The sequence below is a fragment of the Flavobacterium longum genome, assembly GCF_965137575.1.
Lineage (GTDB): Bacteria > Bacteroidota > Bacteroidia > Flavobacteriales > Flavobacteriaceae > Flavobacterium > Flavobacterium longum.
In genome coordinates, this window is sequence record NZ_CBCRZJ010000002.1 from 547342 (window position 1) to 566325 (window position 18984).

14 protein-coding genes are annotated in these 18984 nt (G+C 50.3%); 6 read left to right on the forward strand and 8 right to left on the reverse strand.

The window, feature by feature from the left end; translation table 11 throughout:
• The first annotated feature begins 118 nt into the window (after positions 1-118).
• A complete protein-coding gene (locus ACM9J1_RS05390; protein WP_415580938.1) occupies positions 119-1567 on the forward strand; it encodes a sensor histidine kinase in 1449 nt (482 codons plus the stop codon).
• Entirely contained in the window at positions 1560-2231 is a 672-nt protein-coding gene (locus ACM9J1_RS05395) for a response regulator transcription factor (protein ID WP_415580939.1), read from the forward strand. Before ACM9J1_RS05390 ends, ACM9J1_RS05395 begins: the two co-directional genes overlap by 8 nt.
• Here ACM9J1_RS05395 and ACM9J1_RS05400 read toward each other — a convergent pair.
• Positions 2228-3109, reverse strand: coding sequence for a GLPGLI family protein (locus ACM9J1_RS05400; protein ID WP_415580940.1), 882 nt, complete (start codon positions 3107-3109; stop codon positions 2228-2230). The two genes, ACM9J1_RS05395 and ACM9J1_RS05400, sit on opposite strands and share 4 nt — an antisense overlap.
• Before the next feature lie 119 nt (positions 3110-3228).
• Here ACM9J1_RS05400 and ACM9J1_RS05405 point away from each other — a divergent pair, with 119 nt between their 5' ends.
• Positions 3229-4011 (forward strand): hypothetical protein, encoded by a 783-nt coding sequence (locus tag ACM9J1_RS05405; RefSeq protein ID WP_415580941.1) that lies wholly within the window; start codon positions 3229-3231, stop codon positions 4009-4011.
• Entirely contained in the window at positions 4011-4625 is a 615-nt protein-coding gene (locus ACM9J1_RS05410) for a deoxynucleoside kinase (RefSeq protein WP_415580942.1), read from the forward strand. Before ACM9J1_RS05405 ends, ACM9J1_RS05410 begins: the two co-directional genes overlap by 1 nt.
• Before the next feature lie 31 nt (positions 4626-4656).
• On the opposite strand, the gene ACM9J1_RS05415 is transcribed toward ACM9J1_RS05410, so the two are convergent.
• From ACM9J1_RS05415 to ACM9J1_RS05440, 6 genes are all read right to left on the reverse strand, one after another.
• Complete coding sequence (locus tag ACM9J1_RS05415; RefSeq protein WP_415580943.1) at positions 4657-6345, reverse strand: T9SS type A sorting domain-containing protein; 1689 nt, start codon at positions 6343-6345, stop codon at positions 4657-4659.
• 161 nt (positions 6346-6506) lie between these two features.
• Complete coding sequence (locus tag ACM9J1_RS05420; RefSeq protein WP_415580944.1) at positions 6507-9764, reverse strand: zinc-dependent metalloprotease; 3258 nt, start codon at positions 9762-9764, stop codon at positions 6507-6509.
• 123 nt (positions 9765-9887) lie between these two features.
• Positions 9888-12413 carry a sodium-translocating pyrophosphatase gene (locus ACM9J1_RS05425; RefSeq protein WP_415580946.1) on the reverse strand — a complete coding sequence of 842 codons (2526 nt, stop codon included), beginning with the start codon at positions 12411-12413 and terminating at the stop codon, positions 9888-9890.
• Between the two features lie 101 nt (positions 12414-12514).
• The gene (locus tag ACM9J1_RS05430) at positions 12515-13114 is read right to left on the reverse strand and encodes a DNA-3-methyladenine glycosylase family protein (protein ID WP_415580947.1); all 600 of its coding nucleotides are present in this window, start codon (positions 13112-13114) and stop codon (positions 12515-12517) included.
• Positions 13115-13416: 302 nt separating this feature from the next.
• Positions 13417-15909: a DUF5686 and carboxypeptidase-like regulatory domain-containing protein gene (locus tag ACM9J1_RS05435; RefSeq protein WP_415580948.1), complete on the reverse strand. Its 2493-nt coding sequence runs from the start codon at positions 15907-15909 to the stop codon at positions 13417-13419.
• Positions 15910-15931: 22 nt separating this feature from the next.
• Positions 15932-16057, reverse strand: coding sequence for a hypothetical protein (locus ACM9J1_RS05440; RefSeq protein ID WP_415580949.1), 126 nt, complete (start codon positions 16055-16057; stop codon positions 15932-15934).
• Between ACM9J1_RS05440 and ACM9J1_RS05445 the strand changes: the two genes are divergently transcribed.
• Complete coding sequence (locus ACM9J1_RS05445) at positions 16044-17132, forward strand: acyloxyacyl hydrolase (RefSeq protein WP_415580950.1); 1089 nt, start codon at positions 16044-16046, stop codon at positions 17130-17132. The two genes, ACM9J1_RS05440 and ACM9J1_RS05445, sit on opposite strands and share 14 nt — an antisense overlap.
• A gap of 3 nt (positions 17133-17135) precedes the next feature.
• Positions 17136-17885 carry a GIN domain-containing protein gene (locus tag ACM9J1_RS05450; RefSeq protein WP_415580951.1) on the forward strand — a complete coding sequence of 250 codons (750 nt, stop codon included), beginning with the start codon at positions 17136-17138 and terminating at the stop codon, positions 17883-17885.
• A 185-nt stretch (positions 17886-18070) separates the two neighbouring features.
• Here ACM9J1_RS05450 and gldA read toward each other — a convergent pair whose 3' ends face one another.
• On the reverse strand, positions 18071-18964 hold the full coding sequence (gene gldA / locus ACM9J1_RS05455; RefSeq protein ID WP_415580953.1) for a gliding motility-associated ABC transporter ATP-binding subunit GldA: 894 nt from the start codon (positions 18962-18964) through the stop codon (positions 18071-18073).
• Positions 18965-18984: the final 20 nt, after the last annotated feature.

Sequence of the window (18984 nt, forward strand, 5' to 3'; positions counted from 1 at the left end):
ATTTTGATGGTTATTGATTGTTGGCAAAGTAACGCCGGGCATTGTGGACTTTGGGTTAAACTCTGTTAACGAGTGTTAACCGGTGCCGAAGGTGTGTTTTTGTTCCTATTTTTGGAACATGAAATCGTCCACGCATCGCATACTGCTGATTTTCATTACGGTGGCCATCATCGCGACGATTGGCCTGCAGTTCCACTGGAATGTAAAAAACTATGACGAGAACCGGCGACGACTGCTCAACGACATCCAGATTGCTTTTGACAATGGCGTCGAAAACTACTTTGCCGAAACCGCCAAAAAGGAAATCACGATGTTTATCGGCGATAAAGAGCCTACTGTCCGGCGGCTCCACAGCGACAGTATCCCGGTTTTGGACTCCGTGTTTACGAGAAAAATCATGTACGTCAAACGCGGGAAATCTGAGACGCGGTCAACGACCATCCGGATTACCGGCGACCAGTTGATACTCGATTCCATCAGGATGAGATTACCGCCGCCCGACCGAATACTGAACGAGCATGCACCGCCCGAAATACGCGAATTCGCCAACCGGATTTTCGTATCGATGATGCGCGACACGATGGACCTGACGCGTCTCGATGCCGCCGTCACCAGCGAACTGGAGCGCAAAGGCGTCAACATCGCGCACGACATCAGGCATCTGAAAAAAACCGGACCGAAAAAAGGCCATCCGCAAGATTTTTTCAAGCTCAAAACGTCCGCGAAATCGACTTTCCTTCCACCGGGGCAACAGCTTCAACTCGTTTATTCCAGCCCGACGAAACTGATTTTACAACGGAGTTCCAGCGAAATCATCCTGTCATTGTTGTTTTCACTGATGGTCATTGGTTGTCTGCTTTACCTGCTCAAAGTCATCAACCGCCAAAAGAAAATCGATGAAATTCGGAACGATTTGATCGCCAACATCACCCACGAATTCAAGACGCCGATCACCACGGTCATTTCAGCCATTGAAGGCATCCGGAATTTCAACGCCGAAAACGACAAAGAGAAAACCGATCGCTATCTCGACATTTCGCAGCGCCAGATGGAGAAGTTGCAAGGCATGGTCGATAAACTACTCGATACGGCAACGCTCGATACCGACGCGCTGGTCCTGCAAAAAGAAGCGGTTGACCTTACCGCGATGCTGCAGTCGATTACCGAAAAATACACCGTGGGCAACCAAACCAAAGTCATTGCGCCGCCGCAAATGGCCGATCCCATTGTCGTGCAGGCCGATGCATTCCACCTGGAAAACGCCATCGCGAACATCATCGACAATGCCGTGAAGTATGGCGGGCAACACATCGACATCAAACTCGAAAGCGGAACAACGCACGTGTGTATTTCCGTGGCAGACGACGGCCCGGGCATCGACAATTGGCACCGCGAGCGCATTTTCGAGAAGTTCTACCGCATCCCGACGGGCAACGTCCACAACGTAAAAGGTTTCGGGATTGGGCTGTTCTATTCGCGGAAAATCATCGAAAAACACAATGGCAGGCTGGAACTTTTGCCGGATCGCGAACGTACCATTTTTAAAATCACTTTGCCGTATGACTGAAATACTGTTGGCCGAAGACGAAGCCGCGCTGGCGATGATCATCAAGGAAAGCCTGGAGACACGGCGTTTTTCGGTGCGTAGTTGCGCCAATGGGGAAGAAGCGCTAACCGAATATTACCGCAAGAAACCCGATTTGCTCGTGCTGGATATCATGATGCCCAAAAAGGACGGTTTATCGGTGGCCAAAGACATCCGGAAAACAGACAAACACATCCCGATCATTTTTCTGACGGCCAAATCGCAGGCGCAGGACGTGGTGGACGGTTTCCATGCCGGCGCGCAGGATTACCTTAAAAAGCCGTTCAGCATGATGGAATTGATTGTCAGGATCGATGCTTTGCTCGGTCGGATTGGCGGTGAAAAAACCGAGACGATTGCCCTAGGCGGTTTTCTCTTCGATGCCGTGCGCCAGACGTTGCAGTTCGGACAGGATGTGATGGCATTGACGCATCGCGAATCCGCATTGCTGGCGTTGCTCATCGAGAATAGGAATGAAGTGCTGGACCGTTCGGCCGTACTGCGGAAAATCTGGGGCGACGACGATTTCTTCAACGGGCGCAGCATGGATGTGTTCATCACCAAACTCCGCAAGAAACTCAGCCGCGACCCGAACATCCAAATCTTGAATGTCCGCGGATTAGGCTACAAACTCATCGACGGTTAGTGCGGAAAGCGCATATTGCCGCGGCCACTTCCATTCTGCCACTGTTGGCGCATCTCTTCGGCTTTTTTGATCACGATCTCATCGTACTCTTTTTGGGAAACCACTTGGCCGGCAGTCGGTTCCTTGATGGCCACTTTGTCTTTCGGGTTCAAGACGATTTTAGAACATAGGATGATGGTTTTGCCGTCGCTCACTTCGAGGATCAAACCGGGCAAACCCCAATATTTCTCCGGCCCTTGGTTCACCGGGATTTCCGGCGCGTACCAAGCCGTGACGGTGATTTCGGTAGGCATCTCGACGTCTTCCATGAAGTTGGTTTTCTTTTCGTCTGCCTTGGCTTCTTTTTTCTCGTCTTTCTTGCCGTCGCGCATCCTGAAATTCCGGAAGTCAGACTTCGGCGCAGGCATCACGGCGGTCGCCTTGAAACAGTTGTAGCCGCCAATTTGCTTGCTCTCGCCGGTCATTTGCCAATTGATTTTCGGGAGCGAATCTTTCACGAGAAATTCCTTGCCCATGAATTCGTTGGCCACGGCGTATGATTTGTTTTTCGCATTCTTGTAGATCGGGCCGCCGCCCATGACCGACATCATCATCCGCATGCCACCGCCGCCTTGCCCGGGCGCGTCGAGTTTTTCTTCCTCTTTGTACATCGACGCTACTTTGTCGAAATTCAGGATAAAAGTTTTTTCGAAAGCCTTTCGCATGCGTTCCTCGATCATCTTTTGCATCTCAGGCGTAAGATCGGGGTTCGATTGCACGCGTTTCATCATGTCGGCCGTGCTGGTTTTGGTTTCGTAAACGGCCATACCCTGGAATTCTTGTGAAAACCCGATGGCGGATGTGATAATAAGTAGGAATGTGAAAGCTAGTTTGTTCATGACGTGCTGTTTAACCGGGCAAAGATGGCCGAAACGGCGCATATCGGTGCCCAACGAAACGTTAAAAATAGCAAATATTTCGGTTCGGTTTGCCGATAAAGAATCGTATCTTCGCGGGTATGAGGAAATGGCTGCTACTGTTCTTGTACGCCACGGCGACGATGGCGCAAAGCCCGATTACGGCCGTGAAAACCGGAACGTTTTATTTCAAAGCCGATGATTACGCCGGGTTCGATGCGTTCGGATTCCAGTATTTCATCAAGGACAATGCGTTTATCAAGAGCAACGGCAAGGACAAATTCGAGTACAAGAAAATCGCGTTCGGGAAAATTACCCGTGCCGATATTCAGAACCCATTGTTGATGGTCTTGTTCTACGAAGATTTCAACGCCGCCGTCTTGCTCGACAACCAACTGAACGAAGTTCGGGAAATCCGTTTCAACGACCTGTCATCGCCGGTTGTGGCGCACGCGCTGGGCATGGCGGGCCAAAATCGTTTGTGGCTCTTCGACACCCTGACGCAGCAAATCATGTTGTTCGACTATCTCAAGAACACGCTGACGCCGCTGGCCACGCCGCTCAAGGAAACGGTGAAAACCTATCAGTCGGACTTCAATAATTTTTACTGGATCGATGCCAAGGACGACGCGTACGTTATAGATGTTTTCGGCAAAGTGACCGCGATGGGGAAAGTCCCGCCAAACGACGCAATGCTGTTCCTTTCCGGGCAATCGATACTTTTTACGACCGACGGGAAATTGCTGTTCCGTGACGGGAAATCGGGCACGGTACAAACGGTTTTAGGCACCGAGAATTCGCCAAAAAAATTTTATTGCGAAGCGCAAATTTTAGCTATTTTTACAAACTTCGGAATTACGAATTATAAAATTACTTTACCATAATGCACATCGCAGTAGCAGGAAACATTGGCGCGGGCAAAACCACCTTGACGCGCTTGCTGGCCAAGCATTTCAAGTGGGAGCCGCATTTTGAGGATGTCGTAGACAACCCGTATCTCGATGACTTTTATCACCAGATGGAGCGCTGGTCTTTCAACCTCCAGATTTACTTCCTCAACAGCCGTTTCCGCCAGATTTTGCAGATCCGTGAAAGCGGCAAGAACATCATCCAAGACCGTACGATTTACGAAGACGCGCACATCTTTGCCCCGAACCTGCATGCGATGGGCTTGATGACCAACCGCGACTTCCAGAATTATACCTCGCTTTTTGAACTGATGGAAACCCTCGTGGCCTCGCCCGATCTGCTCATTTACCTGCGCAGCTCCATCCCGAACCTGGTGAGCCAAATCCACAAGCGCGGCCGCGATTACGAGAACTCGATTTCCATCGATTATCTGAGCCGACTTAACGAGCGCTACGAAGCCTGGATACACACGTACACCAAGGGCAAGTTGCTCATCATCGACGTAGACAATATCGACTTTGTAAACAACCCCGAAGACATGGGCATCATCTTCAATAAAGTGAACGCCGAAGTCAACGGATTATTCTAAATAAAAACGCCCTCACCAAGAGGGCATTTTTTTATTCTTTCACGATTTTCTTAACGACTGTTTCACCTTGGCTACTGCTGACTTTGAGCAGGTAAACGCCCGTGGGTAAGCCGTCTGTGTCGAGCAATTCCGTTGTGTCTTGCCAGATGCCCGAAGTGACTTTTTTTCCGGTGTTGTCATACAAATCAAATGCGCTTTCGGGCGACAGATTTTCTACCGTAACCGATGTAGTTGCCGGGTTTGGCCAAAGCATCAAATCAGCGTCGGCCACATCGTTCAGGCCAAGCGGCGTATAATTAAGTTTGGCGACCAAAATGTTGTAGCCGGTGGTTGCCGTTTTTTGGAGCGTGATGTTGCCCAGCGTAATCGTATTGCTGAAAAAGAATGCGCCAACATACAATTCATTCTGGTTCTTACAATCGATGGAAATGCGGTTGTTGATATTCGTCGGGCCGCCGAGCCTTACCCAGCCAATACTGCCGTTGCTTGCGTTGTATTTGGTGACGAAAAAATTTCCGCTTTGGTCGGCAACGTTGACATTGCCGCTTCCGAAGTTGATCGATGACCCGTTGAACGTGCCGCCCACGTATAAATTTCCGTCGGCATCGGTGTCCGCGCAGTCAACGCCACTATAACCATTGCTGGATGCGGTTCTTCCCCAAACGACGTTTCCGCTTCCATCGAGTTTGAGCACGAACATTTTGTTCCCGGAACTTGATGCCGTCAGTGTCGTGTCATCGATAGTGATGCTCGAGGTGAACGTGCCGCCGAAATACGAATTCCCAGCGTTATCTGCGTTGACGCTAAAGATGAAGTTGTTCTGGAACGAGCCAGGCGTTACGGTACGCGCCCAAGCCGTATTCCCGCTGGCATCATATTTCACCATGAACACATTCGGTCGTGGTTGCCCGAAGCTCGGGTTGGTGAGCGATAGCAAATCAAACTGGATGGTTTCCGAGAAAAAGTAACCGCCTATAAACACGTTGCCGCTGCCGTCAATGGCCAAATCGCTGGAAATATTCTGGAAGTTCGTGCTGCCGCTGCGTTGGGCGCCTTTGGCCCAGACGGTGTTGCCGTTTTCATCCAATTTGACAAGAAACGGCGTGCCGTTACCGATGGCTTCATCGTAATTGAAATTCGTCAGGACAATGCCATCGAAACTGATTTGCGGTGATGTGTAATAACCAGTCATGTAAATGTTGCCCAATGCATCGGTCTTGACGCGGTACGTGGTCAGCGATTCGTTTTCGGCGGCATATCTTTTCGCCCAAAGCACATTCCCGTCCGGATCGTATTTGACCAAAAAATTCCCGACACCCCCATGGGTCAAGGTCGTGGTTCCGAACGTGATGGCTGTATTGAAACTGCCCGCAACGAGTACATTTCCCAGCCCGTCCGTCGCGACGATATAGACCATGTCGAAACCCGCGCCGCCGTCTTTTTTGGCCCAAAGCAAGTTGCCGTTGGTGTCGAATTTTGCGAGATAGATGTCGCCGGTGTTGGCCATTCCGCCATTGGTAAAGGTGTTGCTCCCGACGGTAATACTTGCAGATTGGAAATTCCCGATGAGATAGACGTTTCCGTCTTGGTCTGCAGCGGTCAGGCTTCGGCTTTCCTGGTTAAAGCTTTCGTAGTTGCGGCCCCAAGTCCAGTCCGGATTTTGGGCCATACTGATACAGCAAACCAGCATCGCCCCAAGTAAGGTAATGGTTCTTTTCACGTTTTTTGGTGTTAAGGTTAACGTGAACCGCGGTATTTCAGCCCCCAACAAATGTTGGATCGTGAACCTCGGCTTCACAGCAATTTTTTTACATAAATGTAATAAAATAAAAAAATGCCCCGCGTTTTGGCGAGGCATTTTTCTAATATACAGTAAGTTAATTACTTGATGATGACTTTTTTCACCTGTTTGCTGTTGCCGTTTTCAACCGTTACCAGATACATTCCGGCTTGCGCATTTTGCATCTGGAGTGTTTCGTTGAACAATCCGCTGGTGGCGTAAGTTTGCCCGAAAATCTGGCGTCCGCGGATGTCGTGTACGCTGATAGTGATGTCCTCGCCCGATACCGGCGTAAATTGCACGTTGAAACTGCCGTTGTTCGGGTTCGGAGACAAAGAAAAGTCGAAATTGCTTGCCGGGTTCACGCCCAGTGTTTGCGTGCTGCAGATGCTGAGCGACCAGCCGTTGATAGCGCCGCCGTCTTGATTGAAGGCATCGTCGACTTGCAGGTACCAAGTGCCCGCGGCATCTTCGCCGTTAAAAACGGATAGTGGCGAAAGCGCCGCAAGTGTTCCGGTAATGGTTGGTGTGCCGCTGCCGCAAGAAAGCGTGGTTCCGCCATCGGCAAACGTAGCGGAAATATCCTGAAGGTCGTCGCTCGTGCATGGGTTGATGAACAAATTCACCTCGGTGCCTGTGGGGCTGATGAGTTTCGCGGACAAATCATTCACCCATGTGTGCTGAATGTCGACCGTCACGGTCAAACCTGAAATAGCCGTAGAATCAGGAACGTCGATGGATGAGATTACGCTGTCGGTACCGCTGGCTGAAATCGCTACCGGGACATCTGCCGACGCATAATCCTGACACGCGACTTGCCCGGTCTGGAATTCGTAGGTTGCGCTGAAATTGCCTGCGCATGAAGCGTTCTTCGGCAAAATGCGCCAGAAATACGTTGTGGCTTCGGCCAAGGTAGGTGCACTGAAACTGTTGGTGTTTACCGTGGCCGTTGCAACGATATTGTTGAACGCATTATCCGTCGCGATTTGTACATCGTATTCCGTAGCGTTGGCATCGGTGGTCCAATCCAAAGTAGGGGTAACGCTTACGCCGGTAGCCGCGTTCGCTGGGGCGTTCAACGACACACCCGCAAATGACGAACTGTACAATTGAAGGTATAATGCCACGGTTTTGGTGATCGCGCCCGATGTGGCCGTCACCGTGATTGGGTAGAAGCCCGGCGTGCTGCCCGTGGTGTTGTCGACACTTACCGTGACGATACCATTATTTACAATCGGATTCGGTGAAAAACTCACGGTGCTTCCGGACGGTTGCCCTGAAACGGTAAACGATGTGGCGCCATTGAATCCGGCCAGCGCCTCGTATGCGATGGCGTAATTGGCCGATGCGCCCTGACAGATTGCTTGGCTTTGGCTGCTCGACGATGCAACTGCAAAGGTTGCCGATGGCGCTGTGATGGCGAAATTCGTATTCGAGATGTCGTAGAAAATGTGGTCGTGGCCTTTCACCATGATGCGGTTGGTTGTACCCACGCTGTTAGGGATAGAAATGGTTTCTGAACCGTCGTTCGGTACGTTGCCGGCCAGTAAAGTCGGGAACGACAGGCCGCCGTTGGTAGACAAATAGATGTCAACATACGCCGCGTCGACGCCATTTTCAGTCGTTCCGGCCACAGCCCAAGTGACGGTTTGGTTGCTTCCGGCTTCCCAGGAAACATTGGTGTTCGGCACGTTCACCAAGAATGGGCCGGCCACTGCGCTCACGGTTACGGTCATGCCATCGGTGTTGGTTTGACCCACGCCGAGTAGGTTGTCGCGCCCGGTCAGTACGAAATTCAGGTCGCGTGCCACAGAACTTACCGCTTCCGAACGGATGCCGTTAAAGGTCGTAACCAATTGGTTGGCGACTACGCGCTCCAGTGGCGGACAGTAACGGCTCGGTGACGACGTCGGGTCATAAGAGCGCCAGTTCGGGCCTCCTGTTTTGGTGGCATTGGCTTGGCTGTTTGACCCGGTTTGCGTCGTAGCGGTGTCGTTTTGTTCCCAGCAGTACGCAATGGCATCACCGTTGGCATCGGCGCCCGAACCCGTCAGGATAAATGGTGTACTCTTCGGGATGATGTAATCTTTGCCCGCATCCATGATAGGTGCAGTATTGGTCAGCGTCGTGCGGACTGGGCAGGTTTTCCCTACCATATTGTCTTGGATTTGCTTGATGGTCGCGTACACGAAGTAATCGTCTGAATGGTCGGCGATGTCTTGTGCGGTAATCCCGGCGTAGCCCATGATCGTTGATCCTGAGCCTGGTTCCACATTCACGCCCGAACCTTCCACGTTGTTCGAGAACGTGTGGTTGCCGCCAAATTGATGGCCCATTTCGTGCGCCACGTAATCGATGTCAAAGTTGTCGCCCTGCGGAATGCCATCGGCCGGAGAGGTGATGCCGCGTCCTTTGATGCCGTCAACGCAAACACACCCGATACAGCCTGCGTTGCCGCCGCCGCCCGTGCGTCCGAACATGTGCCCGATGTCATAATTGGCCTCGCCGATGATGTTGGTGAGTGTGGTTTGCAGCTGGCCGTTCCAAGCACCCATATTGGTGTACGGGTCAGTTGATGCATTGGTATAAACCACCAAGTTGTTGTTGGCGATGATGTTCATATGGATGGCCAAGTCTTTCTCGAAAACACCGTTTACGCGCGTCATCGTCGCATTCATGGCCGCCAATGCGCCGGCAACCGTGCCGCCGTGATAGGCCGTGTATTCGCCGTTGCAGGAAAGCGCCAATCGGAAGGTTAAAAGTTCTCCGGAATTGGAAAGCCGCGAAGTTTGCCCGGTTTGTTGTTGCAAGTTGAGCGCCAAGGCCGAATCTTCGGTGTGGCATTCGAAAGGAAGATTGGCTTTGTTGCGAGACGAATGGAACACGGCGTAAACCGAACCGTCGGCTGCGTAGGGTTCCATGAATTCATTGCGTTTGTCTGTCCTGAAAATCATGGTCTGGATGCCCGACGGGTCAACGCTCATGCGAAGTAGCGCTAGTTTATCATCGATGCCGCGGCCAACATACGACCTGATTTGCGGAAATTGCGCTTGTAATGCAGAATCAAAATTCGAGGCTTCGAACATTTCAAAACGCTCAAAGTTTCCATCGACGTTCGGGAGCGAAATCACAACACCGGATGCTCGTCCGGCAAAGCGGGTTGGGGCAGTGGCCAGCGCCTGACGGATGACATCGGCGTCGAGCCTGAACATTTTGAATTCGGTCGGGAAAGAAAGTCTCGACGCGCTTTGGGCGATCTCGAAATTCTTCTCCTTTACCGAAGTCCACGCCCGGTCTGTTTGCGCATTGCCTGAATACCAAGCGAGCGCCAGCAAGGCGATAAGTAAGGTTTTTTTCATGGGAGGTTGTTAGTTTTTGTAAAGGCGCTAATATAATGATTTATACAGCATTATTCTGGCGGCGATACCGTTAAAAAAAAAGCGCCCGAGATTTCGGGCGCTTGAAATATTTCGGCGGAAAAATTACTTCCTGATTGAATCGAGTTTGGCGTTTACTTCGGCTTCTGTACCTTCAAAAACCTGCGTGTCAACCTTGTCGCCGGTTTTCACCGTAACGATAGATTTCACTTTGCCGTTGTTATTGGTCGTCTCGATGCGGACTTCTTTCGATTCGGTGGTCATGCCCGGTTTTGCGCAGCATGATTTGTCGCCGATGAATTTTCCGTTGGCGTCGTAGTTAGACAAACACATCTCTTTTTCTTCGGCAGAACAACCCATTTCGTCGCACATCTTGGCGCACTCTTCTTTGGTCATGGTCGCCATTTTTGCAGGGTCGCATTTGCCGCATTTCTTGTCCATCATCATTTCCATCTTCACCTCTTTGTTTTCGGTGCCGTGGCTGCCGTTGCCCAAGATTGGGGCGATGACCAAGCCCACGAGGCAAGTCAGTTTGATGAGGATGTTCATCGAAGGACCAGAAGTATCTTTAAACGGATCACCCACGGTGTCACCGGTTACGGCTGCTTTGTGCGCGTCTGATCCTTTGTACGTCATTTCACCGTTGATCATGACACCGGCCTCGAAAGATTTCTTGGCATTGTCCCATGCACCACCGGCGTTGTTTTGGAAAATCGCCCAAAGTACACCGGAAACGCAAACACCGGCCATGTATCCACCCAACGCTTCGGCGCCCATAAGCGCACCAACGATGATTGGCGTGATGATCGTGATGGCGCCCGGCAACATCATTTCGCGGAGTGCCGCTTTGGTAGAGATGTCGACACATTTGCCGTATTCTGGTTTTCCTGTACCTTCCATGATGCCCGGGATTTCGCGGAACTGGCGACGTACTTCGTTCACCATGTCCATTGCGGCTTTACCCACAGACTGCATCGCCAAGGCTGAAAATACCACCGGGATCATACCGCCGATGAACAATGCAGCCAATACGTCGGCGCGGAAGATGTTGATGCCATCGATACCGGTAAACGTTACGTAAGCGGCGAACAAGGCCAAAGCGGTAAGTGCAGCAGACGCAATCGCGAAGCCTTTACCTACGGCAGCCGTAGTGTTGCCCACAGAGTCCAAAACGTCTGTACGTTGACGTACTTCCTTCGGCAATTCACTCATTTCGGCTACACCACCAGCGTTGTCGGCGATTGGTCCGAAAGCGTCGATAGCCAATTGCATAGCCGTAGTAGCCATCATCGCAGAGGCGGCAATCGCCACACCGTAGAACCCGGCAAGCTCATAAGAACCCCAGATGGCAGCAGCAAAAAGCAATACCGATGAGAACGTTGATTTCATACCTGTAGCCAAACCAGCAATGATGTTGGTAGCGGCACCGGTTGAAGAGTTTTGTACAATATTCAATACTGGTTTTTTGCCCAGTGCGGTGTAGAATTCAGTGAATGCAGAGATCAAAAGACCTACGCCCAAGCCTACCAATGTAGACCAGAACACGTTCATACGCGGTACTTCGCGCATGCCTTCACCAAAGAACTTCATGTTGATGGTTTCCGGCAACATGTACTGGATCAGGAAATAGCAAGTCACTACAGTCAAGGCCAAAGACACATAGTTTCCGAGGTTGAGCGCGCCTTGTACTTGTGCTTCCTTGGCATCGTTGTTCTTGATTTTTACGAAGAACGTACCGATGATCGAGCAAAGGATACCCAAACCGGCAATCACCAATGGCAACAAGATCGGGCCCATGCCGTTGAATGCAGCGGGTGCAGTTCCGGCTTCGGTCATGTCTTTAATGATATAGTTTCCGAGTACCATCGAAGCCAATACCGTAGCGACGTAAGAACCGAACAAGTCGGCACCCATACCGGCCACGTCACCTACGTTATCGCCCACATTGTCGGCAATGGTCGCAGGGTTACGTGGATCGTCTTCAGGGATGCCGGCTTCCACTTTACCTACGAGGTCAGCACCCACGTCGGCAGCCTTGGTGTAAATACCGCCGCCCACACGGGCAAACAAGGCGATAGATTCGGCGCCCAGTGAGAAACCAGCCAAGGTCTCGAGCACGATGGTCATGTTATCATAGAAGTTTCCGCCTTCGGTCATGAATTGCGACACGAAGAACATGAAAAACAAACTCAGTCCGAGTACGGCCAAACCGGCCACGCCCAAGCCCATAACGGTTCCGCCACCAAAAGACACGTCGAGCGCCTTTGGCAAGGAAGTCCTTGCAGCTTGTGTGGTACGAACGTTTGATTTGGTCGCGATGCGCATCCCGATGTTTCCGGCCAATGCCGAGAAGAATGCACCGAAAATGAACGCTACCACGATCATCCAGTGTGATGTGGCAACAATCTGTGAAATGGTGAAAAGTGCAGCCGACGCAATGACGACGAAAATCGCCAGGATGCGGTATTCTGCCTTGAGGAATGCCATTGCACCTTCCTGGATGCTTTTGGAGATGTTCTGCATTTTTTCCTCGCCCGCGTCCTGCTTGGTTACCCACGAAGCTTTCACGAGCATAAAGATCAGTCCCAACACCGCCATGGCAATAGGAACGTACATGATCATTTTTTCCATAAATTCTGTTTTTCTTTATTTTTTTATCGGGGGCAAAATTAACAAATTACTAAGAACTTACAACACGCTCGTCCAAGTTTGTTCGTTAAATAAACGATGTTTTACAGGATGATTTGCCGTCCGCGTTTTTTGAGGTAGTAATGCCAAAGGAAAAAAGCAGCGTAACTGCGGTACGGCGCCCAGTTTTGGGTGATTTCAGCAACGGCGGATTTGTCTCGGATGCCGGTGAGTTCGCCTATGGTAATGAGGATGCCGATGTCGCCCAACGGGATGATGTCGGGCGATTGCAAGCTGAACATCAGATAGACATCAATGGTCCAGTGGCCGATGCCTTTGATCTGGATGAGTTCGTCACGGACGGCTTCGGGCGTTTTTTGTGAAAGGGTTTCCAACTGCAGCGAGCCCGAGACTATGGCTTCGGCCAACGCCCGAACGTACGTCGATTTTTGCCGACTCAGGCCACAGTCACGCATCTGTTGCGCGTCTAATTCCAATATATTCTCAGGCGTGAATGCGCCAGATTGCACTAACAATTTCTCATAGCAAGCCCGCGCCGATTCGAGCGACACCTGCTGTTCGAGGATGATTTTGCACAGCGTCTCGAAACCTTCTGGCCGCACCGGAATGTAGGGCATGCCGTACTGCGCATGGATTTGCGCGAAAATGTCGTGGCGGTCGATGAGGTGTCGGAGGGCGTGCATGTAGTTGCTAGTTTTTAGTGGATAGAAGAAAGTGGAAAATAGCTGTAGGAATATTTTCGGCGTGCCGGCGTTATTGGGCTGCGTGGCTCTATTGATGATTTTGCAACGCCGTCAGGCTGTACGCTATATCTTTTGCTCGCGCCCTCGCAAAAGGATGCCGCTGCCATCCTTCACGCGGTTAAAGCTACTGTTTTTCCGATCGCTAGTTTCTGGACAATTCTATCGCACCACTAGCTAACCTAAATAACAATTAGAAACTAGTAACTAAAAACTAGCAACTAAAAACCAGCAACTAACTAGCTTCAGAAATAAAACCCAAACTCGCCCTTGATCGTAAAGTTCTGAGCATTCGGGACGTCGCGGTAGTTGCCGCGCCAGGCGAAATCTAGACGGAAGACCTTAAAGATGTTGCCGACACCGAAACCATATTCCCAATAGGCTGGGTTCGGGGCGCGATACACCAGGCCGGAGGCGTTGATGGCTTTGCTCTCGTCTGACACATTGCCGTATGCGCCGCGGATGAAGACGATTTCCCGGAGGTTGAGTTTGCGCAGTTTAGGCACGTAGGCGAACAGTTTTCCGTTGAAATGGTGGTCAATCTGGAGCGTCGCATATTCGTCGGCGACGAACTCATAGAAGTTGAGGTTGCTGAAGGTGTTCTGGATGGTGAAATAGGTCTGGTTGCCTGGCACGATGCTCATCAAACCGAGCGGCACGGCACCGAAGGTTTTACCGACTTCGCTGGTAATGTTCGTGCGCCCAATGGCACCGATAATGAGCGGCTGGCGGTAGTACAACTGCAATTTTTTATAGTCGAAATCTGAATTGAACAAGCCTTTCGTTCCGGCGCTGTAATTGACGAAAACGCGCGGGAACGGGCTGTCGACCTCATTGCGTTCTACACCAAAGCCTACCATTTTTCGGCCCGGCGTGTACTCGATCTGGATATTGGATTCGGCCTGTTTGACCTCGCTTTCCACGACGCCCGCAGGGTTTTCGGCGGTTGGCTTGACCTTGTAATAGCTCAGGCTGAACACCGGCGAGGCCGATTCGAGCGTGCGGTAAGACATGCCTACCGTTAGCGTCAGGTTTTTGACGGGCTCGATCTCGAAGGCGAAATTCGTGAGGTTAATGTTGGTGAGTTTGCCGTTGTTGCTGGTCGTGAACAATCCGGAAGAGGCGAAACTACGGCCCAAAACATCATTGGTCGTGGTGAGCGATGCCCCGATTTGTTCGATGTCGCGCCGGTTGCCGCCCGACAGAATGGCACGGCTGCGTTTATCAACCATTAATTTACCCGAAACGCCATATTTGACTTTGTCGTCCTTGAAGCCGTATGCGGTGTAAGCCTGTACACGCCACGGATCGTTTGGCCCGAAATAGGTGCGGCCGCCAGTGCGTATCCTGAAACCTTCCACGTCGTTGTAGCCGAGTGTGGAGAAAATCGGTCCATAGTCAAAATTCCCGATCTGGACGTAGCCGCTGCCGAGGATTTCCACGAGCGAGGTCAGGCGTTTGAATTTCTTGTTGGTTTTGAGCGTGTCGAGCATCTGATACACGCCGCGCTCGTCCTTGCTGAGTTTTTCGAAACGGTTTTTCTCCCAATATTCATCGGGTTTTTGATACACCGACGGGTCGATGAAATTGACCGGTTCGCGGTAGAAATCTTCCGGCTTGGGCCTGTTGAATTTGTGGTTGCGGAAAAATGTGGTGCGTTTGCCGTACACGCCGCGGGAAGTTTCCTTTTTACGCAAGGCGAAATCGCTCATCATGTAGTCTTTCGTGAGCAGGAAAACCGAATCGTTGAGCACGTCGAATTCTTGTTCGATGTAAATGTCCTTGACCCAGTTGATGTTGGCGCTTTTGGTCACGGCCATGTTGATGCTCTTGATGGCAAAAGTGGTGTCGTTTACCCAGAAATCGCCCTTGAATGTGAGTTCGTTTTTGCGTCGCGGATAAAATACGATGTTGTAGCACCATTTGCCGTCTACCATCGCCGTATCGCGCAACACGTAATTGTAGACATCGATTCCGGTTGTGGAAAGCGGGCTGGTGAAACTCTTGTCGAAAAACGTCAGGTAATTGTTGTAGATGTTGTAGTCTGCGTACAAATCCTTGATGAACGCGATGACTTGCTGGTTGTCTGAAAATCCGGAGTTCTTGTTCGCCTTCAGGATTTCCTTGACTTTCTTCATTTTGTTGTCGCCGTACACGTCGGACAGCGCTTCGTTGATGAAAATCGGGAGGTAGGTTTTTCCGGTGACTTTCGATGTATCGACATGGTTGAAGATGAATTCCATCCCGCGGAAAATCTTGTTCTTCATGAACGCCGAGTCTATCGTGTTCATGTCAAACTCCACCTTTTCATATTTTTCCATCTGGTATTGGTCAAACATGTACAGGCCGTTTTTCTTTTTCCGCGCCCAGATCTTTCGCAAAATATCGAGCGCCGGATTGTTTTTCTTGGAGGTTTTGCCCGAATAAATCACGACCTCCTTGAGCGTTTCGGTTTCCTTCAATACGACTTTGAAATCATAGTTGACCGATTTGGGCAATGCCATTTCCTTGTCCTGGTAACCGGTGAAAGAGACAACGATGGCGTCATACGCGCTGGGCGACTCCAGATAGAAACGGCCGTCTTCGTTGGTGACCGTGCCTTCGGTCGTGCCTTTGAAAATCACGCTCGCGAACGGAATCGGTAGGTTCTTGTTGTCTACGACCATACCGCTGACTTTTGTCTGGGCGAAGCCCAAAGCTGCGGTGAACAATAAAAAAATGGTGAATAACCGTCTCATACATCTGGCCCATTTCGGGCCGTCAAATATAGTATTTTTCTTCGTTCTTTTCGGTGGCCGAGAAATGCGTTTCGGGCGCCGAAGTTTTCCTTCGCAATTGGCCAAAAAGAATATCTTTGCGCTTTCCGTTGAAAATGAGGATATTCATCGCATGTTTGTTTCTGTCGTTGCACATGGCTGGCCAGCAAAACGGGCACACCAATGTGCAACTTGATTTTTTCCGGGGCAACATTTACCGCCATACCGACGACATTGACCATTTGATCACCGGCCATCCGGACGGCGTTTTGCTCAGTTTCAACCACCAGACTTTCGGCGATAAAGAATGGCAGCATGCGTACAATTTCCCCGATTACGGCGTATCATTCCAATACCAGGATTTCCATAACGACATCTTGGGGAAATGTTTTGCCGTAGGCGCACACTACAATTTCTATTTCCTGAATCGGCATTTGGTGTTCAGGATTTCGCAAGGCATCGGCATGACGACCAATCCTTACGACAAGGAAGACAATTACAAGAACAACGCATTCGGCTCAACGCTCATGAGCAGTAATCTTTTCATGCTCAACTACAAAAAGGAGAACATCATCGGGCGGTTCGGGTTGCAGGCCGGTTTCATATTCACGCACTTTTCAAACGGCAGGATCAAGTCACCGAATACCGGGATCAACACCTACGCGGTCAATCTGGGCGTGCATTACAACCTCAATGAAAAGCCACCATACCGCGTGCCTGATTCGTCGGCGCAGGCCAACTTCATAGAACCTTTACGGTTTAATTTTGTGTTCCGATCGGGGATTTCGGAAAGCCAGATTGCAGGATCCGGACAAAAGCCATTTTACCATATCGGAACATACGTAGATAAAAGATTGGGACGAAAGAGTGCTTTGCAACTGGGCGCCGACCTTTTCCTTTCGCAGTATCTAAAGGAGTTCGTAGCCTATTATTCGGCCATTTACCCTGATCGCCCGTACGTTGACCCGGAAACTGACTATAAGCGCGTCGGCATTTTCGTTGGGCATGAACTCTTTATCAACAAACTGACTGTTGAAACGCAACTTGGCTACTACGTTTACAAACCGTTCAAATACGAAATAGACATTTACCAGCGTGTTGGTGCTAAATATTATATTACCGATATTTTGTATGGCGCGCTCTCGCTCAAGGCGCATGGCGCACGTGCCGAAGCCCTTGAAATGGGTATCGGAATAAGGATTTAAGATATGAAAAAAATACTGTATGTTTCGTTCTGCGTGTTGTTGTTTGGGTGTAGTATTTCCGAAGATTGCTTCAAGAATTCGGGTGCGACGACAACAAAGATTATTACGCTACCGTTGGAAAGCCATTTCGATAAGATTTATGTATTTCCGCACATCAAATTGGTTTTGGCGCAGGGCGATGAAAACGCCATTACTGTAAAGGCCGGAAGCAACGTCATTGACGATATCAGTGTACGGATTGTCAATGATTCGCTCTTATTACAAGACAATTCAGGGTGCAATCTTAACCGGCAGTACGGCAATAAAACGGTGTTCGTGACGGCTAAGAATGTTCCGGTGATGAAAATCTATTCCAACACGGAACAACAAATCGTGTCTAGCGGCGTGCTGACTTTTCCGATACTGGAACTGTACGCCATGGATTATTTCGGTGGCGTCGGCACCGGCGATTTTAACCTCGATGTGAACAACATCGAAACGGTAATTGAGACCAACAACGTAGCCACGTTCAAGATGCGGGGCCATACAAACGTACTTTGGCTGAATTTTTACGATGGACTTGGCCGTTTTGAAGGCGCAGAAATGCCGGCCAATCAGGTGAGGTTTTTTCAGCGGAGTGCCAACGACCTAATCGTAAAACCCACAGATTCGCTTATTGGCAACCTCTATGGAACAGGAAACGTGCGTTGCCTGACACAGCCTCTTGAAGTGAATGTCCAGCGACATTATACCGGAAGGTTGATTTTTGAGTAGGTTTAGTTGCTAGTTTCTAGTTGCTAGGTGTTTCGTCTACCGATGCGTTATTTTCAATTTAAACAACTCGAAAACTCAAACGCCTTAATCGGGATGCAACGGTACAACAATACATGAATAGTAGAATCGACACAAACGAAGAATAATCCTCTAGCAACTAGCCACTAACAACCAGCCACTATTTCCTACTTCGTCACATCCCGGAACACGCGCTCCAGATCTTTTGTCTTTTGGGAAAGTTGCAAGGTTTTTAAGCCGTTGGCCGTAGCAAAGTCGAAAACTGCCGGGCGTTTGTCATCCTCTGAGGTAAAAGTCAATTCCCAGATGTTTCCGGAAATATTTTTATAAGAAGTCAGGTCTTGAAGGGTTGCGATCGCAGCCTGGTCTGCCTTGGCGTCAAATTCCACTTCAATGATTTGTTCGGTGCCCGAAATCAGTTTGTCGAGTTTTTTGTCGGTCACGATCTTGCCCTTGTCGATGATGATCACGCGGTCGCAGATGGCTTCCACTTCCTGCAGGATGTGCGTGGAGAGGAAAACGGTCTTGTCCTGTCCGGCATTCTTGATCACGCGGCGTATTTCGACCAACTGGTTCGGATCTAAGCCTGTGGTCGGTTCATCCAGGATCAACACATCGGGATTGTGCAAAAGCGCCGTGGCCAACCCGACACGCTGGCGGTAACCTTTTGAGAGTTGCCCGATTTTCTTGTGTTTTTCTGGCGTCAAGCCCGTAAGTGCAATCACTTCGTCAATGCGTGACTTCGAGACGTGGTAAACACCGGCGTTGAATTCAAGGTATTCGCGGATGTACAAATCCAGATACAACGGGTTGTGTTCGGGCAAATAGCCCACAGACAATTGCACGGCTTTCGCATCGGCACTTACGTCGTGGCCGTTCACGAAAGCTGTTCCTTCATCTGCGCTGATGTAGGTTGTCAGGATTTTCATCAGCGTCGATTTTCCGGCACCATTCGGCCCGAGGAAACCCACAATTTCGCCTTTCTTTACCGAAAACGAAACGTTGTCCAGCGCTTTCTGTGCGCCGTAATGCTTGGAGATGTTGCTGACTTCAATAGACATGCGCGAAGGGTTTGGGGCAA